The sequence below is a fragment of the Collinsella intestinalis DSM 13280 genome (genome assembly GCF_000156175.1).
Lineage (GTDB): Bacteria > Actinomycetota > Coriobacteriia > Coriobacteriales > Coriobacteriaceae > Collinsella > Collinsella intestinalis.
Genome location: NZ_GG692711.1, coordinates 171,569 through 192,812, shown reverse-complemented (window position 1 = coordinate 192,812; position 21,244 = coordinate 171,569). Strand labels below are relative to the sequence as shown.

Genomic DNA, 21,244 nt, shown 5'->3' with positions numbered 1-21,244 from the left:
TGAGTGGCCCGTCGGCCTCGGGTGCTACAGGACGGAGAAGGGGCGGTTCTGACCGGCGGGGCGGATGTGAAGGTCGGCGGTGTCGCCCGGGCGCCAGAGCGTGGCGCTTGAGCCGAGCTCGTTGTCGAGTTCGGCGCCGATGGCCGCAGCGAGCGCTCGCACCGCCAGGCTCGGCCGGTTGTTCTCCTGGGAGATGTGCATGGCCACCACATGCTCCGTGCGCTCGCTCACGAGGGCGGACAGAGCCTCGGCGGCCTGCGCATTGGAGAGGTGCCCGCGGTCGGAGGCGATGCGGTCCTGCAGGTGGCGCGGATAGGGGCCGCAGCGGAGCATCTGCGTGTCGTGATTGCTCTCAAGTGCGAGGATGCGCGCATCCGCCAGCAGCTCCATGGCGCGCGGTGGCAACATGCCCGTATCGGTGGCGTAGCCAATCGCGTCGCCCGCGCATGAGAAGCGGAATCCCACCGGGTTCACCACGTCGTGCGAGGTGGGGAAGGTCTCGATGCGCACGCCTGCGACCTCAAGGGCGTCCCCGGGGGTGAAGGTCTCAAAATCGAGGCAGCTGAGGTACTTGCGTCCATCCACCGTGCCCTCACTGGCAAACAGGAGGCCGTTGAAAATCTTGACCCACACGGATATGCCGCTCACATGGTCGGTGTGCTCGTGCGTGAGGATGAGCGCTCGCACATCGCGCTCGTCGAGTCCCAGCTCGTGCATGCGGTCGAGGACCTTGCAGCGTGCAAAACCATTGTCGATCATGATGAGCCCCTCGGGCCCTTCCACTAGCGCGCAGTTCCCGCGCGAGCCGCTGCCGAGGATGTGCAGGTGCAGGGCGTGCCGACGCTCGCTTTTGGCGTCTGCGCCCGGCGTGCGCTGCTCGGCTGGGGATGCGCTTGTGGAGTGGGTCATGTCTGGTCCAATCAGTACAATACAAGGCGGATGAGATGAGCGTGCCGCACGCGGTGCCGCACGCGTGGAAATGACGGGCAGAATCGTCGCCGCCCGTCGCGAAAGGCGATACATGCCAACGGTTTCACAAAGATATGGGTCCGGGCACGCGCCGCATGCGCGCGCAGCGGGCGAGCGGGGGCAAGCCCTCGCGGCGCCGGTGGTCCTCATGGTATCAGGAGGTGCGGACTCAACGGCGTTGGCCTTGATGGCCTGTACCGGCGAGCTCGACATCGACGACGGGCGCGGCTGCGCCCGTATTGCCCGCGAGCGGCTGCACGTGCTGCATGTGAACCATCATCTTCGGGGTGAAGCCTCCGACGGCGACGAGGCCTTTGTGCGCGATTTGTGCGAGTGCCTGGGGCTGCCCCTGTGCGTGGAGCACGCCCACTTCGCCGATTTGGACGGGCGCAACCTTGAGGCGGCCGCGCGTGATGTGCGCTACGCCGCGGCGCGCCGCTACGTGCGCGAGCTCTCGCGACAATCCGGCACGCCCCGCACCGCGGCGCGCATCCTCACCGCGCACACGGCGAGCGATCGCGCGGAGACGTTCTTCATGAACGCCATCAAGGGTTCGGGCGCCGCGGGTCTTTCGAGCATTCCGCGACGCCGCAACATCATCGTCCGCCCCCTGATGGACCGCACGCACGGCGAGCTTGTGCGCTATCTGCAGGTCGCCGGTCAGCCCTGGCGTGAGGATGAGAGCAATCGAGATACGAGTTACCTGCGCAACTTTGTGCGCCACCGCCTGATGCCGCTCGCCGCCGAGCGCAATCCCGGCGTGGCGCGCAGCGTGGGCGCGGCCTGCGACATCCTGGGCGATGAGGACGCCTTCATGTCCCAGCTCGCGGCGACCGCGCTGCGCAGCTGCACGCGGCGCGAAGGGGCGGGCCTCGTCGTGCTGGACGCCGCCCGCCTCGCCGCGGCAGAGGTTGCCATCGCCCGCCGCATGGTACGCCTGGCGGTGAAAAGGGTCGCGCCTGAGGCCCGTTTGGAGATGCGCCATGTCGAGGCGGTACTCGCCTGCGTGGCGGCGGGGGAGGGTTCGGTCGCCCTGCCCGAGGGCGTCGACGCGCGCATCGAGTTCGGTACGCTCTCCTTCCGCACCCCCACTGAGCGCGAGCGCGCGGCGACCGGTTGGCTGCCCGTTCCCGGCTCCATGGTCGTCGCGGGCGGTCGGGTACTTGAGAGCGCGTTCGTCCGCGTCCCCGAGGGACACGACGCCGTTAGCCTTGCCCGTGGGCTCAGCGCCGAGGCGGGTGGCGGAACGGTGGCCGTGATCGACGCTGCGGCGCTGGGATATGCATCGCGCGACCTGCAACGACTCGCCGAGGACCAGCGTTGGGGAGCTTCGGCAGCCCAGGGAGGGACGGACGGCGTCCGCCTGTGGGTGGACGGCCCGGCGGCGGGCGACGTGATGTGCCCCTTGGGGATGCAAGGGCGTAGCAAGAAGCTCTCCGACCTCATCAACGAGGCTCGCGTCCCGCTTGCCGAGCGCGCGGGCGTCCCGGTTGTGCGCAGCTCTCCGGGGGGCGCGATCGCGTGGGTCGCGGGAGTTCGTGCGGACGAGCGCTTCAAGTGCACCCCTACTAGCTCTATGCTGGTAAAATTAACGATTCGTCCCATTGGCGACGTGTAGCGTCCCCGAATGCGGGTATGCTTCAACCATCTTGTACATGCATGTGAAAGGGAAGTCATGGAAACGATGCATCCTGATGTCGAGAAGGTCCTGTTCTCCGAGGAGGACATTGCGGATATGGTCAAGCGCCTGGGCGCTCAGATCTCCGAGGATTACAAGGGTAAGGATCTGGTCCTCATCGCCGTCCTGCGCGGTGCCGTCGTGTTCATGGGCGACCTGATGCGCGCCATCGACACCGATCTGGCCATCGACTTCATGGCCGTGTCCAGCTACGGCAACGGCACCAAGTCCTCCGGTACCGTCCGCATCATCAAGGACCTCGACATCGACATCAAGGACCGCGACGTCCTGATCGTCGAGGACATCCTCGACTCCGGTCTCACCCTCAAGTATCTCATGGCCAATCTCGCCAGCCGCGGCCCGGCTTCGCTGGAGGTCTGCACCTTCCTGTGGAAGGACGTCGAGGGCAAGCAGGCCGCCATCGATCCCAAGTACGTGGGTACCCACTGCCCGGACGAGTTCGTGGTCGGCTACGGCCTGGACTATGCCGAGCGCTACCGCAACCTGCCGTACGTGGGCATCCTCAAGCCGGAGGTCTACGCGTAGCATGACCGACTGCAACGACGAGTGCATTCTGGGCGCCGCCACCCTCATGGCCGAGGGTGGCGGCGCCGGTTCGAATGGTCAGGGCCCCACGCCTCCCGGTGGCGTGAACGGGGGTCCGGCCGCCGGCGGCCCCAACCGTCCGACTGGCCCGAGCCGCACGAACTACATTTACCTTGCCATCGCCTGCATCCTCGTGGGTTCCCTTTTTTGGAATCTGGGCCGCGGGGCGGGTCTTGGCGACAAGCCCGCCGAGTTGGCCACGAGCGAGTTCGTGGCCGCCGTGGAGGCCAACCGCGTCGACGAGGCGACCTACACGGTGCTCGATGGTACGGTCGAGGGCGCCTATTGGCCCGAGGGCGAGAAAAAGACCGAAGGCAACCTTGAGCGCTTCTCCTCCACCTATGTGGGTTCCGATGCCCTGGCAGAGCTCATGGCCGCCCACCCCAAGACCACGTATAAAGTGGACACCGAGGACCCCGACATGCTGATGAACCTGCTGGTGGCGATTCTGCCCACCGGCCTGCTCATCTTTGTCATGTTCTACTTCATGCGCCAGATGACCGGTGCCAACAACAAGGCGATGCAGTTCGGCAAGACGAACGCCAAGACGACCGAGGCCACGCGTCCCAACGTCAAGTTCAAGGACGTCGCCGGCATCGACGAGGCGGTTGAGGAACTCGAGGAGGTCCGCGACTTTTTGGCCGACCCCGAGCGGTTCCGTAAGCTCGGCGCCAAGATTCCACGCGGCGTGCTGCTGGTCGGTCCCCCCGGCACCGGCAAGACCCTGCTTGCCAAAGCCGTCGCCGGCGAGGCGGGCGTGCCGTTCTTCACCATCTCCGGTTCCGAGTTCGTCGAGATGTTCGTGGGTGTGGGCGCCTCGCGCGTGCGCGACCTCTTCAAGAACGCCAAGGAGCAGTCGCCTTCGATCATCTTCATCGACGAGATCGACGCGGTCGGCCGTCAGCGCGGTGCCGGCCTGGGCGGCGGCCACGACGAGCGCGAGCAGACGCTCAATCAGTTGCTCGTCGAGATGGACGGCTTCGAGGAGAACGAGAGCGTGATCCTCATCGCCGCCACCAACCGCCCCGACGTCCTCGACCCGGCGCTGCTGCGCCCGGGCCGTTTCGACCGTCAGATCACGGTGGACCGTCCCGATGTCCGCGGTCGCGAGCAGATCCTGCGCGTGCATGCCGCGAACAAACCCCTCGACACCGATGTCAGCTTTGAGAAGCTCGCCCAGCTCACCGTGGGCTTTGCCGGCGCCGACCTGGCGAACCTCCTCAACGAGGCCGCGCTACTTACCGCCCGCCGCAACCGCTCCCTCATCTCGATGGACGAGATCGAGGAGTCCATGGAGCGCGTCATGGCGGGCCCGCAGCGCAAGAGCCGCGTGATGACCGAGACCGAGCGCCGCATCATCGCCTACCACGAGAGCGGCCACGCCCTGGTGGGTCATGTGCTCGAGAACTCCGACCCCGTGCACAAGATTTCGATCATCAGCCGCGGCCAGGCGCTCGGGTACACGATGCAGCTGCCCGCCGAGGATCACTTCCTCAAGTCTCGCCGCGAGATGCTCGACGACCTCGCCGTGTTCCTGGGTGGCCGTGTTGCCGAGGAGCTCATGTGCGACGACATCACCTCCGGTGCGAGCAACGATCTGGAGCGCGCCACCAAGATGGCCCGCGAGATGGTCACGCGCTTAGGGATGAGCGATGAGCTCGGTACGCAGGTGTTCGGCGAGGCGCAGCACCAGGTGTTCCTGGGTCGCGATTACGCCGATCATCAGGACTACTCCGAGGAGACGGCGCGCCGCATCGACGCCGAGGTCCAGCGCATCATGCGCGAGGCCCACGAGCGCGCGGTGGAGATCATCTCCGCCCGGCGCGAGCAGATGGACCTCATGGCCCGCGTCCTGCTCGAGCGCGAGACGGTCGAGGGCGATGCCGTGACCGCCCTGCTCGACAATGAGTGGGATGCCTACCTTGAGCGCGAGGGCGATATCGTCGCCGCCAAGGAGGCCCGCAACGACGCCGCCGCCAACGGTGCCGATCCGGCCGTGGTGGATGCCGAGCGCGCCCGTCGCGCCAAGCCGCGCCAGAGCGACGAGGAAATCGCCGCAGAGGCCGCCGCGTTCGCGCAAGCTGCCGTCGCGGGGGATCGAAATCCCGGGGGCGACGAGGATGCCGAGTGTGGTGCGGATGCCGAGTCCGACGAGGGCGCCGAATGTCCCCGGAGCGATTCGTAATTCATCGATGTGACACAATGTGCTGGCGGTGCGATATGTGCTCGCCAGCACATTGCTTTTGCCCGCGGCAAAATGCCCATATCTGCATCCGCATCGTCTGCGATTGCACCGGCTTTCTCCATGGACGGCCTAAATTGCCTATGGGAATCCGATATATGGCGGGTGTCAAAAAGAAGACAAGCATAGGCAAATGCCCTGGTCCATGGATAATGATTCAAGCGAGAGAGTAGATTCGAAGATCGGAGTGCCCGTGGCCGGATTTTTCGCACGTGCGAAGCGGACCATGCGCCAGAAACGTCAAAACGAGCCCATGGTCTTTTACCTGTACTTCATATTGCGCGCCCTCGCGCTCATCACGCTTGTGCGCTCGGCGTTTATCGGCCATTACGAGCATATGATGCTGTGCGTCCTCACCCTTGTGCTTCTGCTGGTGCCGTCCTTCCTTGAGCACACCCTCGATATCGAACTGCCCGACCTGCTCGAGTCGATCATCTTGCTGTTCATCTTCGCCGCGGAGATCTTGGGCGAGATTGACGCCTTTTATATCAGCATCCCGTTTTGGGACACGATCTTGCATACGACCTGGGGATTCATGTGCGCGGGTATCGGCTTTGCGCTGTTTGACATCCTGAACCGCAGCGAGAATTCCAGCATCCACCTCACGCCGCTGTATATGGCGGTTTCGGCGGTGGCGTTCTCCATGTGCATCGGTGCGTGCTGGGAGATCTTCGAGTATTTCGCCGACTGCTTCATCGGCGTCGACATGCAGAAGGACACGCTGGTCCAGGCCATCAACACCGTGTGGCTCGACCCTACCAACTCCAACGTGACCATCCCGGTGCGCGACATCGTCTCATCGCAGATCACGCTCGCTTCGGGCGAGGTCATCTCGATTCCCGGTGGCTACCTCGACATCGGTATTCACGACACCATGGCCGACCTGATCGTGAACCTCATCGGTGCGCTCGTGTTCGCCGTGCTTGGCTTCGCGTACGTGAAGACGCGCGACAACAACTCTTTTGCGGCGCGTTTCATCCCGCGCGTGCGCAAGCGCGTGTCCGAGGCTGTGGGCAAGGCCGGCTCCTCGGCGGAATAGGCTGCTCTATGATCAACGAGGCCATTCATCGTGCCCTCCGATGACTTCGGTGTCGGTGGCTGGGTGCGCGTGGGGTATTGTGTGGGGTATGAGACCGTCGTGGATTCGCTGCCTGCCGGGCAGTCGCTGATGGACGAATACCGGAGTTGAGAGAGGGGACCGTGATGGGTTATACGATTTTGGGCGATGTGCATACGCATACGCTGTACTCGCGCCACGCCTATTCGACGATCGAGGAGAACGTCCGCGCCGCTGCTGAGGCGGGTTTGGAGATCCTCGGCTCGGCCGATCACTTCAGCGGCATGCTCTATCCCGAGCAGCACCTGCGCAACTTCCAGTACTTGATCAACATGGGCGTGTGGCCGCGCACCTGGCACGGGGTCACGGTCCTGCATGGCTGCGAGGCCGACGTGGTGGGCCTCGACGGGTCGCTGTTCGGTCAGGATATCGTGGTGCATTGCGATATCACGGGGCGTGACCTGGGCGTGGAGCGCACGTTGTTCGACCGCGCCACAGGCGATGCGGATTACGTGATTGCGAGCGTGCACGATGGGTCGTTCGCCGAGGGGGCGTCGGTGTCCCAGGTGACCGATATGTACGTCGCCGCTCTGGAGCAAGAGAAGGTGTTCATCCTCGGCCACACGGGCCGCTCGGGCCTGCCCTACGATATCGACACGGTGCTGACCTGCGCCAAGGAGCGCCACAAGCTCATCGAGATAAATGAGCATTCTCTCGAGGTGGGCGATCGCTATCACGGCGTGTGCCGCACGATCGCGGAGCGTTGCGCCGAGCTCGGTGTGGGCGTGGTGGTGTCAAGTGATGCGCACGTGGCTCCGCGTATCGGACAGTTCCCCACGGTCGAGCGCATGCTCGAGGAGATCCACTTCCCCGAGGAGCTCATCATGAACCGCGGCCGCGAGCCGTTCCTGCGCGAGCTGGCCGCTGCCGGCGTGCGGGATTTGAGGTAGTGCCGGGGGCTTGCGCGCGGCTGTGATCGCCGATCCGGTTCGAGGCTTCCATCACAGAAACGTAAGGGTTTCGTCACATGCGCATCGCGCTCCGTTGGTATTCTTGGGCGAACGATTCTGCCCGAGGAGGGGAGGGGTGCGCATGGATGGACGGAGAGATTGCCGTAGGTCGGTGCTGCGGCGTATGCTGCGGCGGCTGCCGTGCGCCCTGCTTGCCTTGGGCCTGACGGCGACGCTCGGGTCTGCCGGGGTCCTCGCCACCCGTCGCGCGCAAGAGCTCACGGGGCGCGGCGCCATGGAGCAGCCCAGTTTGAATGCTGCGTATGCGCAGGGGAGTGAGGGTCCGGCGCCCGAGGCCGAGACCGCGCATCCCGCGCGCTTTGCAACCAATCTTACCTACACGAGTCTTGACGCCCCAGACGACGGTTCGGCGGTCGCCCGCGTGACGTGGGATGATGCGTGGTTTTCCGCCGATGAGGGCGACTACAATCATGAGCTCGCCCAAACATCGTCGGTACTTGCCGCGCTCGCTTACTCGGAGTCGGGTTATTACCAGGCGCGTGAGAACCACCCGCCGTATATGGAGAACGCCCTTGCCTCGCTGGGGTTTGGCGAGGTTTCCACCGAGTCGTACCGCTATCGCAGCAAGGTTGTCGACGAGGTGCTTGACCTGGCGACGGGCGATGCCGATGGTGCGGCGTACACGATCGCCCGCAAGCGTCTGGGTTCCGGGCACGACGGTCCTTCGCGCGACCTCATCCTGGTGAGTACGCGGGGCAGCTACGGCTCGGAATGGCTGAGCAACCTCGATCTGTCTCGGGACGAGGCCGGCGACCATGGCGGCTACGTGCGCGCTGCGCGCGAGATCGGGGCGGAGGTCGTCTCCTGGGCCGAGGAGTCGCGCGCGCTTGGCGCAGAGGTGTCGGTTCTGCTGGTGGGCCATAGCCGTGGCGGCGCCATAGCGAACCTCGTAGCTGCCGAGCTCGACGATCTTCGTGCACGGGCGGGTGACGCGGCGCCCTTCGGCCCCGTGTATGCTTACACGTTCGCCGCCCCGGCGACCACTCTCACCTCAGATGCGCGCTCGGAGCGCTACGGCAACATCTTCAATATCGCCAACCCTTCGGACCTCATGCCCTACCTGCCGCTATCGGCCTGGGGATACGAGCGTTACGGCGTCGATCTCGAGCTTCCGAGTGCTGGCTGTGCGGATTTCGATCGCCTCGAGGACGAGATGCGCGCCGTGTATCGCGAGTCGGTTGGGGTGGAATGTTCCGCCGATGCCGCCGACGTGCTCATTGCCCGCACGGTTTGCGACAACATTGCCGCGGCGGTGGGTTCTGCCGAAGAGCTCGTTACCCCTGTTGGCGCGCTCACGACATTCCGATTGCTGGCAACGCACGTCGATCCAGTGCGGATCCTCTACAGCCATTATCCCAGCACGTACATCGCATGGATGTCCGTCACCGACGAGTCTCAATTGGGGACAGGCACAAATTGAGACATTTCTGGGCGGTGTGGTCGGAATAGCCCGAAATCGCCCGAGGTACCAGCCCCTCTCGCAATGTCTCAATTTGTACCTGTCCCCAATTGAGACATCAGGGGCGTGTGAGGATGGCGACGGTTTCGACGTGCTCGGTGTGGGGGAACAGGTCCACGGGCGTCAGGCGTTCAAGGCGGTAGCCAGTGCGTCCGAGATGCTCGAGATCGCGCACCTGCGTGTGGGGGTTGCAGCTGATGTAGACGATGCGTCGCGGTGCGAGTGAGGATGCCGCGTCGAGGAACTCGGGCGTCGACCCGGCGCGCGGCGGGTCCATCACCAACACGTCGACATGGTCGCCTCGATGAGCTGCTTCGAGCATGTATTCCGTGGCGTCCCGAGCGATGAAAGACGAGGTCGCATCCAGGTCGTTGAGCTCGGCATTGCGCACGGCGTCCCGTACGCCCTCGGGATTGCGCTCGACGCCGGTCAGGGCGATGTCGAACCCCTGCTTGCGCGCCGCCGCCGCTGCAGCAAGGCCGATGGTGCCGCTGCCGCAATAGGTGTCGAGGACGGCGTCGGAGCCGGTGAGATCCATGCCGTCGATTGCGAGCTGGTAGAGCACCTCGGTCTGTTGTGGGTTGACCTGGTAAAACGAGACGGGTGAGATTTCGAACGTGCAGTCGAGGAGACGATCGGTCATGCGCTCGCGGCCCGCAAGGATACGTGTCTGACCGCCGAGGATGGCGTTGGTGACACGGGGATTGACGTTTTGCGCCACGGTCACGAGTTCGGGATGGGATTCGATCAGGCGGCACGCAAGTTCGTCGAGGCGGTCAACCTCGAGGCTGCGCGTGACGAGCGTGAGCATCGATTCGTCCGTGCGCCAGCCGCAGCGGAGCACAGCGTAGCGGAGCTGACCGCAGCGGCGGTCTTCGTCATATGCGGGGATGCCGAGTTCGGTGGCCAGATGTGCCACGTCATTGAGCAGTTCGCGTGCCCCAGGCGCCTCGACGGCGCATGCGGGACAGTCGACGATATCGTGCGTACCGCGGGCGAAAAACCCTCCGCGCACCGAGCCGTCCGCGGCGGGTGCAAAGGGGGTGGCTGCCTTGTGGCGGAACGCCCGCGGTGCGGCGAGCGGGGTGTCGGTTACGGTCACGGGCCCGCTTTCGCGCGAAGATCCCATGCCGAGCACCGGCTCGACCCTCGCATCCCAGTCGAATTGCGCGATAAGCGGTTCGAAGAGCTCGCGCATGGCCGTATGCTTGCGCGCAAGTTGCTTGCGGTAGGGCAGACCGAGCCATGTGCAACCGCCGCAGCTGTGCATGATGGGGCACGGGGCCCCGGCGTCGGGGCGCTTGGCGGTGGCTTTCTTGGGCATGGCGGGGTCCTTCGCTCGGGGTGTTCTGCTCGCTATGGTACCCGAGCTGCGAACGCACGGCTTGGCTGGCTCGCCCAAACCATATATCTCCGATTTGGGCGATCGGGGGAGCACCGCTTTGAATTGCCCTGTCGCCGCATGTCGAAACATCCGGGAAATCTCATGGTGATCGGTTGCACTCCATCAAACTAAAGTGCTATCCTTCCAATCGCCGACAATGGCACTTTAGTTAAGTAAAGTGAAATGAAGGGAACAGATCATGAAGAAGAACGAGCAGAACATGCAGGGCAACCTCGCGAGCATCTCCGGCGCTATGCCCGAGGCGGGCGCCGTCGGGTCCGGGACCCCGCGAAAATGCGGCATGACGCGGCGGTCGCTGGTAGCCGGCGCGGCGTCCGCCGTCATGGCGCTGGCGCTGCTCGCGGGATGCGGCGCAACTCCCAAGGCGACCGACGCCGGGTCCGCCCCCAAGACGGCGGAGGACACCTCCGCCGCAGCGACATCCAAGCTGATCGTCGGTTTCGACCAGGCGTATCCGCCCTACGGCTATGTGGGTGACGACGGCGAGTACACCGGCTTCGACCTCGACCTCGCGAAAGCGGTGGCCGAGAAGCTCGACTGGGAGGTCGAGCTCGAGCCGATAGACTGGGAGGCCAAGGACGCCCTCATGGACTCCGGGGCCATCAACTGCATTTGGAACGGCTTCACCATGGAGGGTCGTGAGGACGACTACACCTTCTCCGACCCGTATATGCTGAACGCTCAGGTCATCGTGGTTCGCGCCGACGACGGCATCGCCGCCCAGGCAGATTTGGCCGGGAAGACCGTGGTGACGCAGATCGACTCCGCCGCCGAGGAAGTGCTCGAGGGCGACGCCGCCGACCTCGCTGCCACGTTCGCCTCGCTCGAGACCATCGGTGAGTACAACACCGCGTTCATGCAGCTCGAGTCGGGCGCCGTGGATGCCGTGGCCTGCGATTTGTCCATTGCCCGCTATCAGATGTCCGCAAAGCCCGATGCGTATCTCATGCTTGACGAGTATCTCTCCGAGGAGAACTACGCCGTCGGCTTCAAGAAGGGCGACACCGCCACGGCCAAGAAGGTGGCCGAGGCGCTGAAGAAGCTGTACAAGGACGGCACGGTTGAGCAGATTGCGGCCAAGTACGCCGATCAGGGCCTGACCATGGACAACTGGCAGATCAAGTAAGTGGTGCTCAGCATGGCGCGCCCGAGGTGCATGTGCCCGGGCGCGCCTTTTGCGCGCGTGCCAGGCCCGTTGGGAAAGGACGATATTCAGGTGGATATCACGACCATGATGCAGATGCTGGGCGAGGGTTTCATCACCAGCTTGCAGATCTTCGCGCTCACGCTCGTCGGCGCCTTGCCGCTCGGTGTCGTGGTGGTGGCACTGCGCATGTGCCGATTCGCGCCGGTGCGCCTCATCGCGCGGGCCTACATTTCGGTGATGCGAGGCACGCCCCTCATGCTCCAGATGTTCGCCATCTATTTCATGCCGTTCTACGTCTTTGGCGTCCAACTCACGCCGTCGTCGAAGTGGCAAGCGGCGGTCTTCGCGTTCATCGTGAACTACGCCGCGTATTTCGCCGAGATTTATCGCTCCGGCCTGCAGTCCGTCCCGCGTGGGCAGTATGAGGCCGCCGAGGTCCTGGGGTACTCCAAATTCCAGACGCTCGTGCACATCGTCGTGCCGCAGGTGGTCAAGCGAATCATGCCGGCCATCGGCAACGAGGTGATCACGCTGGTCAAGGACACGTCGCTCGCCTTCGCCATCGGTGTCGGGGAGATGTTCTCCACGGCAAAGGCGCTTGTCGCCTCGCAGGTGAGCATGGTTCCGTTCGTCATCGCGGCTGCCATCTACTGGGCGTTCAACTTCGCGGTGGAACTCGTGCTCGGCTCCATCGAGAAGCGCCTCGCTTACTATCGCGATTAGCGGGTAAGCCCGTAATTGCTGTTCACCGCGGTATGCGGCTCCGTGCAGCTGACGCCGTGCATCTATTTGAAGGGTGGCTCTCATGCCCGCTGTCGTTTCAATCAAGAACGCGCGCAAGTCCTTTGGGGAGGTTGAGGTCCTGCGCGATATCTCTCTGGAGGTCGCTCGTGGCGAGGTCGTCGCGGTCATCGGGCCGTCGGGCGGTGGTAAGTCGACGCTTCTGCGCTGTATGACGCTGCTCGAGACGCTCGACGCCGGTGGGCTGTCGTACGGCGAGGTGGATGCGGCGGTGCCGGGGGAGGACGGCGCGAGCGTGTACGCGAAGGGCGATGCGCTCAAGCGCGCCCGGGGCAGGTTCGGCCTGGTGTTTCAGAACTACAACCTGTTTCCGCATTTCACGGTGATGCGCAATATCGTGGACGCGCCGATTCGCGTGCAGCGTCGTGACCGCGCCGAGGTGGAGCAGCGGGCCCGGGAGCTGATCGAGCGCATGGGCCTCGAGGGTTGTGAGGACAAGGTCCCCTGCCAGCTTTCCGGCGGGCAGCAGCAGCGCGTGGCAATTGCCCGGGCCTTGGCCATGGACCCCGAGGTCATCTTCTTCGACGAGCCCACCAGCGCGCTGGACCCCGAGCTCACTGCCGGGGTGCTGCGGGTGATCCGCGGGCTCGCGGCCGAGGACATGACGATGGTCGTCGTCACACATGAGATGGACTTTGCGCGCGAGGTCGCCGACCGCGTGGTGTTCATGGACGGCGGTGTGATTGTGGAGGAGGGGCCGGCGGAGCAAGTGCTCGACAATCCGCGTGAGGATCGTACCCGCGCATTCCTCGCCCGCATCGAGAAGTGACGAAAACCGGTCCCCCCGGTCCGCTCACGGGAGTGGGCGGTTGGGTCCGCGCGCTTTGGTAGCATGGGGAAAGCCGAAAAGCCCGCCCGTGCGGCGGGAGATTGGGAGTGTGGACCATGTCGGACAAGCTTTTCAAGTTGCCCCTCTTCGCCAAGACGCAGCAGCTCCAGTCCATACCCGGTGAGGATGCCAAGCGCGTGTTCATGATCACCGAGGCGATCAAGCCCCAGCCCGAAAAGAGCATGGGCTACCTGGTTGAACAGGTGAGTGGTCGCCAGGTGAGGATCCATGCGTGGCTCGCCATCGGCGGCGCCATCTTCACATGTGACGAGCCGATCGCGGCGCGCCCCGAGCGCAACCCCGATGCCGGTATGGCCAAGGACGATGACGGTGGCATTTTCTTCTTTGCCCGCGCCGAGGGCAGGCCCGTGAAGGCCGCCCACTTCACGCAGCGCGAGAAGGACGGGCGCCTCACCGTTTCCAGCAGCATGAACGACCTTGGGCCCTACGGAACGGGGGCGCACGACATCGACGTGATGGGCGCCGCCTGCTATCTGACGCAGTGGATGCTCCCGCGCGAGCACGGCGAATCGATGCCGACCCTGACCGTCGCCGATATCCTGGACACCCTGCTCGAATCCTCTTATCCCGACGCGCTCGACGCCCTGGTCTATCGTGGGGGCAAGGAGGGCGCGAGCGGCTTCGAGCGGTATGCCTCGCGCTCCCTGGCACAGGCCGGTGCCGAGCTCGTACGCCCTATCGCGGCGACGCACGACATCGATATTCGCCGCCTGAGCTCGACGGGGCTGTTCTGGACGGGATGTGACAAACGCGAGCTCACCGATGAACAGATCGATACCATCCAAGCCGTGGAGGGTGCGCTCAACCGCCTGGTGTTCGCGGAGCACTACCTGGGCGAAGATTCGTCGCCGATGGTGGGAGGCCTGACCGAGGGCGCGTGCGAGCGTGCCGCACTTTCATCGTTGTGCTCGTTTGCATCGGTTGCGGAACGCCTGATGCGCGGATGCGACCGCAAGAGCGACTATATGGAGCTCGCCGGTGCCCAGGCGAGCCGTGGCGGTGAGTGGGACCTGCGCACGCGCTTCGCGGTGGCGGCAGAGGGCCTGCGTGCGCCCTTCAACTTCGATTACGCCTTCAACTGCGACGCCGCCTCCGGCGTGTTCGCGGTTCAGGCGACTGTCCCCGTGGCCGGGGCGTTCCCCTTCCAAAGCGAAGCGGAACGCAACGACGCACGCGCCGCGTATTCACTGCGTCTTGCCATGGCGCTTGCGGCGGTGGCCTTCGGTGCGGGCGTCGGGGTGGTGCGCGCTATCGTGACGGTGCGCGAGCGCAACATCGACGGGCCCGCGATCATCTCGCTCGAGTTCAGCCGCCAATTGTTCACCATGCAGCTCATGCCCGCCCTGCAGTCCGGCGCCATTCTCGAGGCTTCACTTTCGCCGGGGGAGCTTATCGAGGCCTTCTCGCCTCGTACACTGCACATGGAGACGGGCGAGCTGGGCGCGCTGCTGCCCGTCGAGCCGATCGAGGCGCCCCTGCCCGATCGCTCGATCAAGATGGCCGAGGACCCGCGCCCGTTGCCTGCCTCCCTGGTCGAGCCCCTGCGTGCGGACCTCGTGTGCGATCTCGATATCTTCGATACGGGTGACGACCCGCTGCGCGATCGCTATCGCGAGATCTCCGACCGCGTCCGCGAGGCCTCGGCGCCCGAGGAGGAGGCGCCCGTCTCCACCGAGCTGGCCGACCTGATCGCCGCCTACGATGCCGCCGAGATGCTCGAGGAGAGCGCGGCCAGGCCGCTGTATTGCGTGAACATGATCTCGCGCATTATCGTGAGCGAGCATGACGGTGGCCCGCAGGCGCGCTTCCGCAAGATTCCCGATACCATGTTCGACGCGCGTTCGATGCTGTGCCGCATATATCGCGAGCAGGGCAACCTCGAAGATGCGATTCGTTTGGGCGAGGAGCTCGTCCGCCTTGCCCCGACCTCCTTCACGGCTTACCATTCGCTGGCCCTCGCCCTGCGCGAGGCCGATCGCATGGGGGACGCGGTGCGCGCGCTCCTGGATGGCCTGACCGTCGCCGCCGACCCCACCGATATCGCCTGCGCGTATTACCGCCTGGGCTTCTACTTCTGGCAGGGCGGCGACCCCTCGCTCGGCTTGGCCTGCTACGCCATGGTGAAGCCCGGCACGTATTTCTACGGTGAGGCGCAGTCCGAGATGCAGGAGCTCATGCAGCAGAGCCACCTGAGCCGTCGTCCGGACCTTGACGAGGCCCGGGCCCTTCTTCGCGCCGACGGCGTCCCGGTGGCGCCCGTGCCGCAGCTGGGGGAGATGGCCGCCAAGGCTGGCATCGCCCTGGTCGACGCCGGTATGTTTGACGCGGCGCATTCGCTCGTGCACTTTCTCTCGAGTTTGGATGTCGCGCCCAACAGCTTCGACGTGCTCGCCTCGGTCCGCCGCTCCCTCGTGCAATAGTCCCAATTGGGGACAGGTACAAATTGAGTCATTTCGCCACGGCAACGCCGGCCGCCCAGATGACGGGCGGCCGGCGTCGTGTTGTTGGCAGGCGTAATTCGCGTCTGTCCCCAAGCGAGGCGTTTCCACGCAAGCCGCCCGCGGCGCCCGTGCCCACGCTTGCCGATGGGCGTGCAATTGCATCCCCGCGCGGGGGTAGGCTCAGGCCATACGGCTGTCGTGCGGGGATGCACAAGGCGCCTCGCACGCATTTTCGGCGCGAATATCTCGCGCTGGGAAAGGGAGGTGTCCCATGGGTGCACCCAAGACTGGCAATGTGAGGAACGTGGTGCTCGTAGGCCAAGGCGGGGTGGGCAAGACCTCGCTCGCGGAGGCCATGCTCCACCTTTCCGGTAAGACCGCCCGCCTGGGCGGCCACGACGGCACCAAGCCCACGCTCGACTACGACGCCGAAGAGGTCAAGCGCGAGTTCTCGATCTCGACTGCCATCGCCCCGATCGACTGGAAGGGCGCGCGCATCAACGTGCTCGACGCCCCCTGCTATCCCGATTTCATCGGCGATGCCTACGCGGCCATGAGCGTGTGCGAGACCGCCCTGTTCGTGGTCGATGCCGCCGAGGGCCCGCAGCCCACCACCGTCAAGCTTTGGTACGCCGCCGAGGACCTGCGTCTCGCCCGCGCCGTGTTCGTGAATCGCGTGGACAAGGAGAACGCCGACTTCGATATGTGCCTCGACATGCTCCGCGAACGCTTTGGAATGCGCCTGGGAGCCGTCACGCTGCCCTGGGGCACCGGCGAGGATTTCAACGGCATCATCGACCTCGTCCGCATGAAGGCCCGTCATTGCGACGGCACCAAGCAGACCGAGACCGAGATCCCCGAGGAGTACCGCGCTGCCGCCGAGGCCGCGCATGAGACGCTTTGCGAACTCGTGGCTGAGGCCGACGACGAGCTCATGGAGAAGTACCTCGAGGGCGAGTCCCTCACCCAGGAGGAGGTCGAGGGCCTGCTCGCCAAGGCCATCGCGCACCGTCTGTTCGTCCCCGTGTTCGCCGGTTCCTGCGTGAAGGAGCAAGGCGTGAACTCCCTCATGGACGACGTTGCCACCTACTTCCCCGCGCCCACCGACTACGGCGAGATGCCGCTCATCGACGGTGACACCCTCAAGATCTCCTCCGAGGACGATCGCCCCGTGGTCTTCGACTTCAAGACCCTGAACGACGCCCAGCAGGGCCGCCTGTCCTTCCTCAAGGTGCTCACCGGCACCATCGAGCCGGGCATGGAGCTCGTCAACGCCCGTACCCGCAAGGGCGAGCGCCTGGCGCACCTGTACGTGATGTGCGGCCGCGAGATGACCGAGGTCGGCCATGCCTATGCGGGCGATATCGTGGTCGTTCCCAAGATGTCCGCCGAGACCGGCGACACCCTCTCCGTGACCGGCAAGGTCGAGGCCGCCGCGTTCAAGTTCCCCAACTCCCAGTACCGCATCGCCATCGAGGCCGAGAATCGCTCCGACGAGGATAAGCTGTTCACCTTCATCGAGAAGGCCTGCGAGGCCGACCCGACCATGAGCATCGACCGCGACGAGGAGACGGCCCAGACCATCATCTCCGCAGTGGGCGAGGCCCAGGTGTCCGTGCTGCTCAATCGTCTTGAGGATCGCACCAAGGTCGCCGCGCACATCGTGCCGCTGCGCATTCCGTATCGCGAGACCATCCGACGCGTGGCCTCCGCCCAGGGCCGTCATAAGAAGCAGACCGGCGGTGCCGGCCAGTTCGGCGATTGCTACCTGCGCGTCGAGCCTCTGCTCGACGGCACCGAGTACGAGTTCGTCGACGAGGTCGTGGGCGGTCGCATCCCACGCGCACTCATCCCCGCCGTGGATAAGGGCGTCCAGGAGACCATGAAGGACGGCGTGATCGCGGGCTACCCGCTCACCGGCATCCGCGTGGCTTGCTACGACGGCTCTTATCATCCGGTCGATTCTAACGAGATGGCCTTCCGCACGGCCGCGCGCATCGGCCTCAAGAAGGCATGCGAGGACGCCGATCCCGTGGTGCTCGAACCCATGGAGAACATCACGGTGACGATTCCCGAGAGTTACGCCGGTGCGGTGATGGGCGATGTGTCCGCCAGCCGCGGGCGCGTGACCGGCATGGATTCCAATGACCGCGGAGAGACCGTGGTAACCGCCACGGTGCCCTACGCCGAGCTCGTCGACTACGCCACGCGCCTGCGCTCGCTCACGCGCGGCACGGGTGACTTCACGATGGAGCCGGCCGGCTACGAGCAGGTCCCCTACGATGTGCAGCAAAAGCTCGTCGAGATCTTCGAGCACAACCGCGCTCAGGGTAGGTAGATCACGTTCGGAGCGAGCGGATCGCGCCTCGTCTTTCGCATTGGGCGCGGCTCGCCCGAGGTTTGATGTGTAAAGCCCGGTATGTCGAAAGGCGTACCGGGCCTTTACATGCGGGGCGGTTGTTTATTGTCCGCCTATTCAGTTCCTTACACGGTTTCGCATGAGTCTGACGCGGTCGTTGCGGCCCTCTGATGCGTGTGCCCGAGGATTAATGGGGCATATGTACACGAATGGATGGAGCAGCATGCCGCATTCTCACAGCACCGACCGCACCGGAATCTCGCGCCGCGGGTTCGTGACCCTCTCGATCGCCGGCGCGGGTGTGACCGCCGCCGCCATGGCCACGCCCGAGGCCGCCTACGCCGACGAGCCCGCCTTGGCGCCCGTGGTCGCGGATTACCCGAACCAGATCAAGATCGCTCACCTCTCCGACACGCACTTCTTCTCCAGGCGCCTGTACTCGGACTGCCCGGACTTCACAATCGCCGAGCATTCCGATCGCAAGATGTTCCGTGAGTCCGGCGACATCATCAAAAAGGCCATGGATGAGATCGTAGCCTACCAGCCCGACCTGGTGATCCTTTCCGGCGACCTTACCAAGGACGGTGAGCTCGCCTGCCATCAGGACATTCACGCGATGCTCTCCGACGCCAAAAAGCGGCTCAAGGCCGCGGGCAAGGAGACCCAATTCGCCGTCATCAACGGCAACCACGACATCAACAACGATCTGAACGGCCGCGACTTTTCCGGCGGGTTTGCCGAGCATACCGACCTGGTCGACCCCCTTGCATTCAAGGATCTCTACGCCGACTGCGGCTATGACGACGCCATCGCCATGTTCGACCAGGGCGGCTCCAAGGGCGGCAGCCTCTCCTACGTGCTCCGCCCCGTCAAGGGCGTGACCCTCATCGCCGTCGACTCCTGCAAGTACTCCACCGACCAGAACGGCCTTGATGTGGACGAGCACGTCACGTCGGGCGTGGTGGGCGAGAAGCTCCTGCAGTGGATCGAGAGCCAAGCCAAGCAGGCTCGTGCCGCCGGTGACATCGTCTTTGTGACCCAGCACCACGGTGTGGTCCCGCACTTCTCCATGGAGCCGACGCTCATGGGCGAGTATCTGGTCGACAATTACGAGGAGTGCCAGCGCCGCTACGCCGATGCCGGCGTCTCTGCGGTGTTCACTGGCCATATGCACGCCAACGACATCGCCAGCATCACCACCGAGGCGGGCAACACCCTCTTCGACATCGAGACCTGTGCCACCGTGACCTATCCGAGCGATATCCGCTTCGCGACGCTCGGTTGGGAGCGCGAGAAGGGCTCCGCGAATGTGCGTGCCACGCTTGCGCTCGAGAGCCATCCGCTTGGCTCCGTCGATTACACCGACTTCGACAGCGGCTCCGTGACCCGTATTCCCAACATCGAGGAGTACGGTCATGAGCGCCTGCTCACAGTCGACGTGGTGAAGACCATGATCGCCGATGCCTTGGTTGCCCCGATGCTCGATCAGGCCGCGGCCAACGGCGGTGTGAAACCGCTCTTGGCTCAGCTCGCCGGTGGCCTCGGTATCGGTGACGGCACCGCTGCCGCACTTGACGGTGCGCTGTTCGGCGCCGTTTTTGGCATGCTGCCCCAGAGCGCCGACGAGGCGTTCATCGTTGAGATCCCGATTCTCGGGAGTGCGGGCATTTGGGCGAACCCCGAGAACCAGCGCGTGATGGTCCAGAAGATGGAGGCGAAGGCCGGTGTGGAGCCTTATGCGCTCACGTTCGACGCCAGCGCCATGGCTGCTGTCCAGAGCGCTCTCGTGAGCGAGCCCATGGCAGCTGCCGCAGGCTGGTCCTACTACATCAGCGCCGAGTCGCTCGCCAAGTTCCTTGTCCCCGTCTATGCGGGCCTCGACTCTCTGCTGGTTTCCGGCGGTGGAGACCAGGTCCTCGACCTGCTGCGCACCCTGGTTGAGACCCTGGTCAACCAGAAGGTCGCCGACGGGGCCAACAGCCTCTTCGACCTCATCAAGTTCGCCTACGGCGACCATCTGCACGGCGACGAGACCTGTCCCGAGTGGGTCGAGACCGCGACCGCCCAGATCAAGCTCACCGGCGACGACGCCGAGGGCAACCCTGCGGCTGACGGTTCGCTTACCAGCTTCCTGCGCGCGACCATCAACGACGAGGTGGTCCTGGATAAGCTCAACGCGCTGCTGAAGGGAATCAAGATCAACCTCAAGGACCTGCTGGTCAAGGAGAAGGGCAACATCGCGATCGATATCGCGCTCGGCGCCATCAAGGACCTCGGTGCGATCTTTGGCCTGCTGGGAGGGACCCCTGGCAACATGATCCCCAATATCCCGACGCTTGCCGAGTTGGCGCACGGCGCGCTGTATTCCCTCACGCACGACGAGAATCAGCTCGGTGACCGCGTGAATACGCTGGCGACCGGCTTAGTCGATCCCGATTGGAAGCCCGGCGGCGGCTCCACGGGCGGTGACGGCTCCGGCAATGGTGGCGGCAACGGTGGCAACGGCGGTAATGGCGGCAATGGGGCCGGTGGCAGCGGCAACGGCGACAGCACCGGTGGCAACGGCACCGGAGGCTCCACCGGCGGTTCTGGCAACGGTGGTTCCACCGGAGGCAGCGGTTCCACCGGTGGCGTTGGCGGCAGCGGCACAACCGGCGGCAACGGTGGCTCGAGCGGTAATGGCTTCGGCACGGGCAACGGACCCACCAGCGGCAACGGTGATTCTGCCGATGCGATCACCGGCTCCGGTAAGCCCTCCTCGGGCAAGCTTCCCCAGACCGGCGACACCAATACCTTCGCCGCGGCTGCCCTGATGGGCCTGAGCGCTCTCGCCGCCGCTATCCATGCTGGTTCTCGCAATAAGGCGCTCGATTCCCAGGACACCGAGTAGCTCTAGGCAAAGCGCGCTCAGGTGCAAGCTCCGTCATCCATATCGGTTTCCGCGGCAAGGGGGCTTATCGCGAATGCTGAGGATTTTGGCCTGGTGAGCTGCGAGATGTGCGTCGCGCTTGGCTTATCCCGGGACGCCGAGGGCCTTGTACCCGGTGAGCCGGGGGGGGGTGTACTCCGCGCTCGGTCTACCCCCAGGGTGCTGAAAGCCCTGTGCTTGGCGAGTTGCGAGATATGCTCCGCAATCGGCTTGCTTCGGACACCGAGGAGCCTGGGCCAGTGTTGAGTTTATGCGCGATTGGAGGCTGTG

The 21,244-nt window shown here is 64.9% G+C and carries 14 protein-coding genes; 12 read left to right on the top strand and 2 right to left on the bottom strand.

The genetic code is table 11. The annotated features are described in order from the left end of the window. Positions 1 to 24 precede the first annotated feature (24 nt). Positions 25 to 909, bottom strand: coding sequence for an MBL fold metallo-hydrolase (locus tag COLINT_RS07400; protein WP_006723845.1), 885 nt, complete (start codon positions 907 to 909; stop codon positions 25 to 27). Positions 910 to 1,021: 112 nt separating this feature from the next. Here COLINT_RS07400 and tilS point away from each other — a divergent pair, with 112 nt between their 5' ends. The 6 genes from tilS to COLINT_RS07370 all read left to right on the top strand — a co-directional run bounded on the left by tilS (position 1,022) and on the right by COLINT_RS07370 (position 9,003). Then, positions 1,022 to 2,587 carry a tRNA lysidine(34) synthetase TilS gene (gene tilS, locus COLINT_RS07395; protein ID WP_211204004.1) on the top strand — a complete coding sequence of 522 codons (1,566 nt, stop codon included), beginning with the start codon at positions 1,022 to 1,024 and terminating at the stop codon, positions 2,585 to 2,587. Between the two features lie 57 nt (positions 2,588 to 2,644). Next, the gene (hpt, locus tag COLINT_RS07390) at positions 2,645 to 3,193 is read left to right on the top strand and encodes a hypoxanthine phosphoribosyltransferase (RefSeq protein WP_006723843.1); all 549 of its coding nucleotides are present in this window, start codon (positions 2,645 to 2,647) and stop codon (positions 3,191 to 3,193) included. Position 3,194: 1 nt separating this feature from the next. After that, complete coding sequence (gene ftsH / locus COLINT_RS07385; RefSeq protein WP_006723842.1) at positions 3,195 to 5,438, top strand: ATP-dependent zinc metalloprotease FtsH; 2,244 nt, start codon at positions 3,195 to 3,197, stop codon at positions 5,436 to 5,438. 283 nt (positions 5,439 to 5,721) lie between these two features. Then, on the top strand, positions 5,722 to 6,534 hold the full coding sequence (locus COLINT_RS07380) for a hypothetical protein (protein WP_039910771.1): 813 nt from the start codon (positions 5,722 to 5,724) through the stop codon (positions 6,532 to 6,534). Between the two features lie 164 nt (positions 6,535 to 6,698). Then, positions 6,699 to 7,502: a phosphatase gene (locus tag COLINT_RS07375; protein ID WP_006723839.1), complete on the top strand. Its 804-nt coding sequence runs from the start codon at positions 6,699 to 6,701 to the stop codon at positions 7,500 to 7,502. Positions 7,503 to 7,644: 142 nt separating this feature from the next. Further along, a complete protein-coding gene (locus tag COLINT_RS07370) occupies positions 7,645 to 9,003 on the top strand; it encodes a lipase family protein (RefSeq protein WP_039910716.1) in 1,359 nt (452 codons plus the stop codon). Positions 9,004 to 9,100: 97 nt separating this feature from the next. Here the strand turns inward: COLINT_RS07370 and rlmD are convergent, their stop codons facing one another. Further along, a complete protein-coding gene (rlmD, locus tag COLINT_RS07365) occupies positions 9,101 to 10,366 on the bottom strand; it encodes a 23S rRNA (uracil(1939)-C(5))-methyltransferase RlmD (protein ID WP_006723837.1) in 1,266 nt (421 codons plus the stop codon). A 259-nt stretch (positions 10,367 to 10,625) separates the two neighbouring features. On the opposite strand from rlmD, the gene COLINT_RS07360 reads away from it, so the two are divergent. The 6 genes from COLINT_RS07360 (at position 10,626) to COLINT_RS08215 (ending at position 20,935) form a co-directional block, all read left to right on the top strand. After that, positions 10,626 to 11,573, top strand: coding sequence for an amino acid ABC transporter substrate-binding protein (locus COLINT_RS07360; protein ID WP_006723836.1), 948 nt, complete (start codon positions 10,626 to 10,628; stop codon positions 11,571 to 11,573). Positions 11,574 to 11,663: 90 nt separating this feature from the next. Further along, entirely contained in the window at positions 11,664 to 12,317 is a 654-nt protein-coding gene (locus COLINT_RS07355; RefSeq protein ID WP_039910715.1) for an amino acid ABC transporter permease, read from the top strand. Positions 12,318 to 12,399: 82 nt separating this feature from the next. Then, complete coding sequence (locus COLINT_RS07350; protein ID WP_006723834.1) at positions 12,400 to 13,164, top strand: amino acid ABC transporter ATP-binding protein; 765 nt, start codon at positions 12,400 to 12,402, stop codon at positions 13,162 to 13,164. 116 nt (positions 13,165 to 13,280) lie between these two features. Beyond that, complete coding sequence (locus tag COLINT_RS07345; protein ID WP_006723833.1) at positions 13,281 to 15,665, top strand: tetratricopeptide repeat protein; 2,385 nt, start codon at positions 13,281 to 13,283, stop codon at positions 15,663 to 15,665. 292 nt (positions 15,666 to 15,957) lie between these two features. Beyond that, a complete protein-coding gene (locus tag COLINT_RS07340; RefSeq protein WP_006723831.1) occupies positions 15,958 to 18,024 on the top strand; it encodes an elongation factor G in 2,067 nt (688 codons plus the stop codon). A gap of 244 nt (positions 18,025 to 18,268) precedes the next feature. Continuing rightward, positions 18,269 to 20,935 carry a metallophosphoesterase family protein gene (locus COLINT_RS08215; RefSeq protein ID WP_050750579.1) on the top strand — a complete coding sequence of 889 codons (2,667 nt, stop codon included), beginning with the start codon at positions 18,269 to 18,271 and terminating at the stop codon, positions 20,933 to 20,935. Positions 20,936 to 21,244 lie beyond the last annotated feature (309 nt).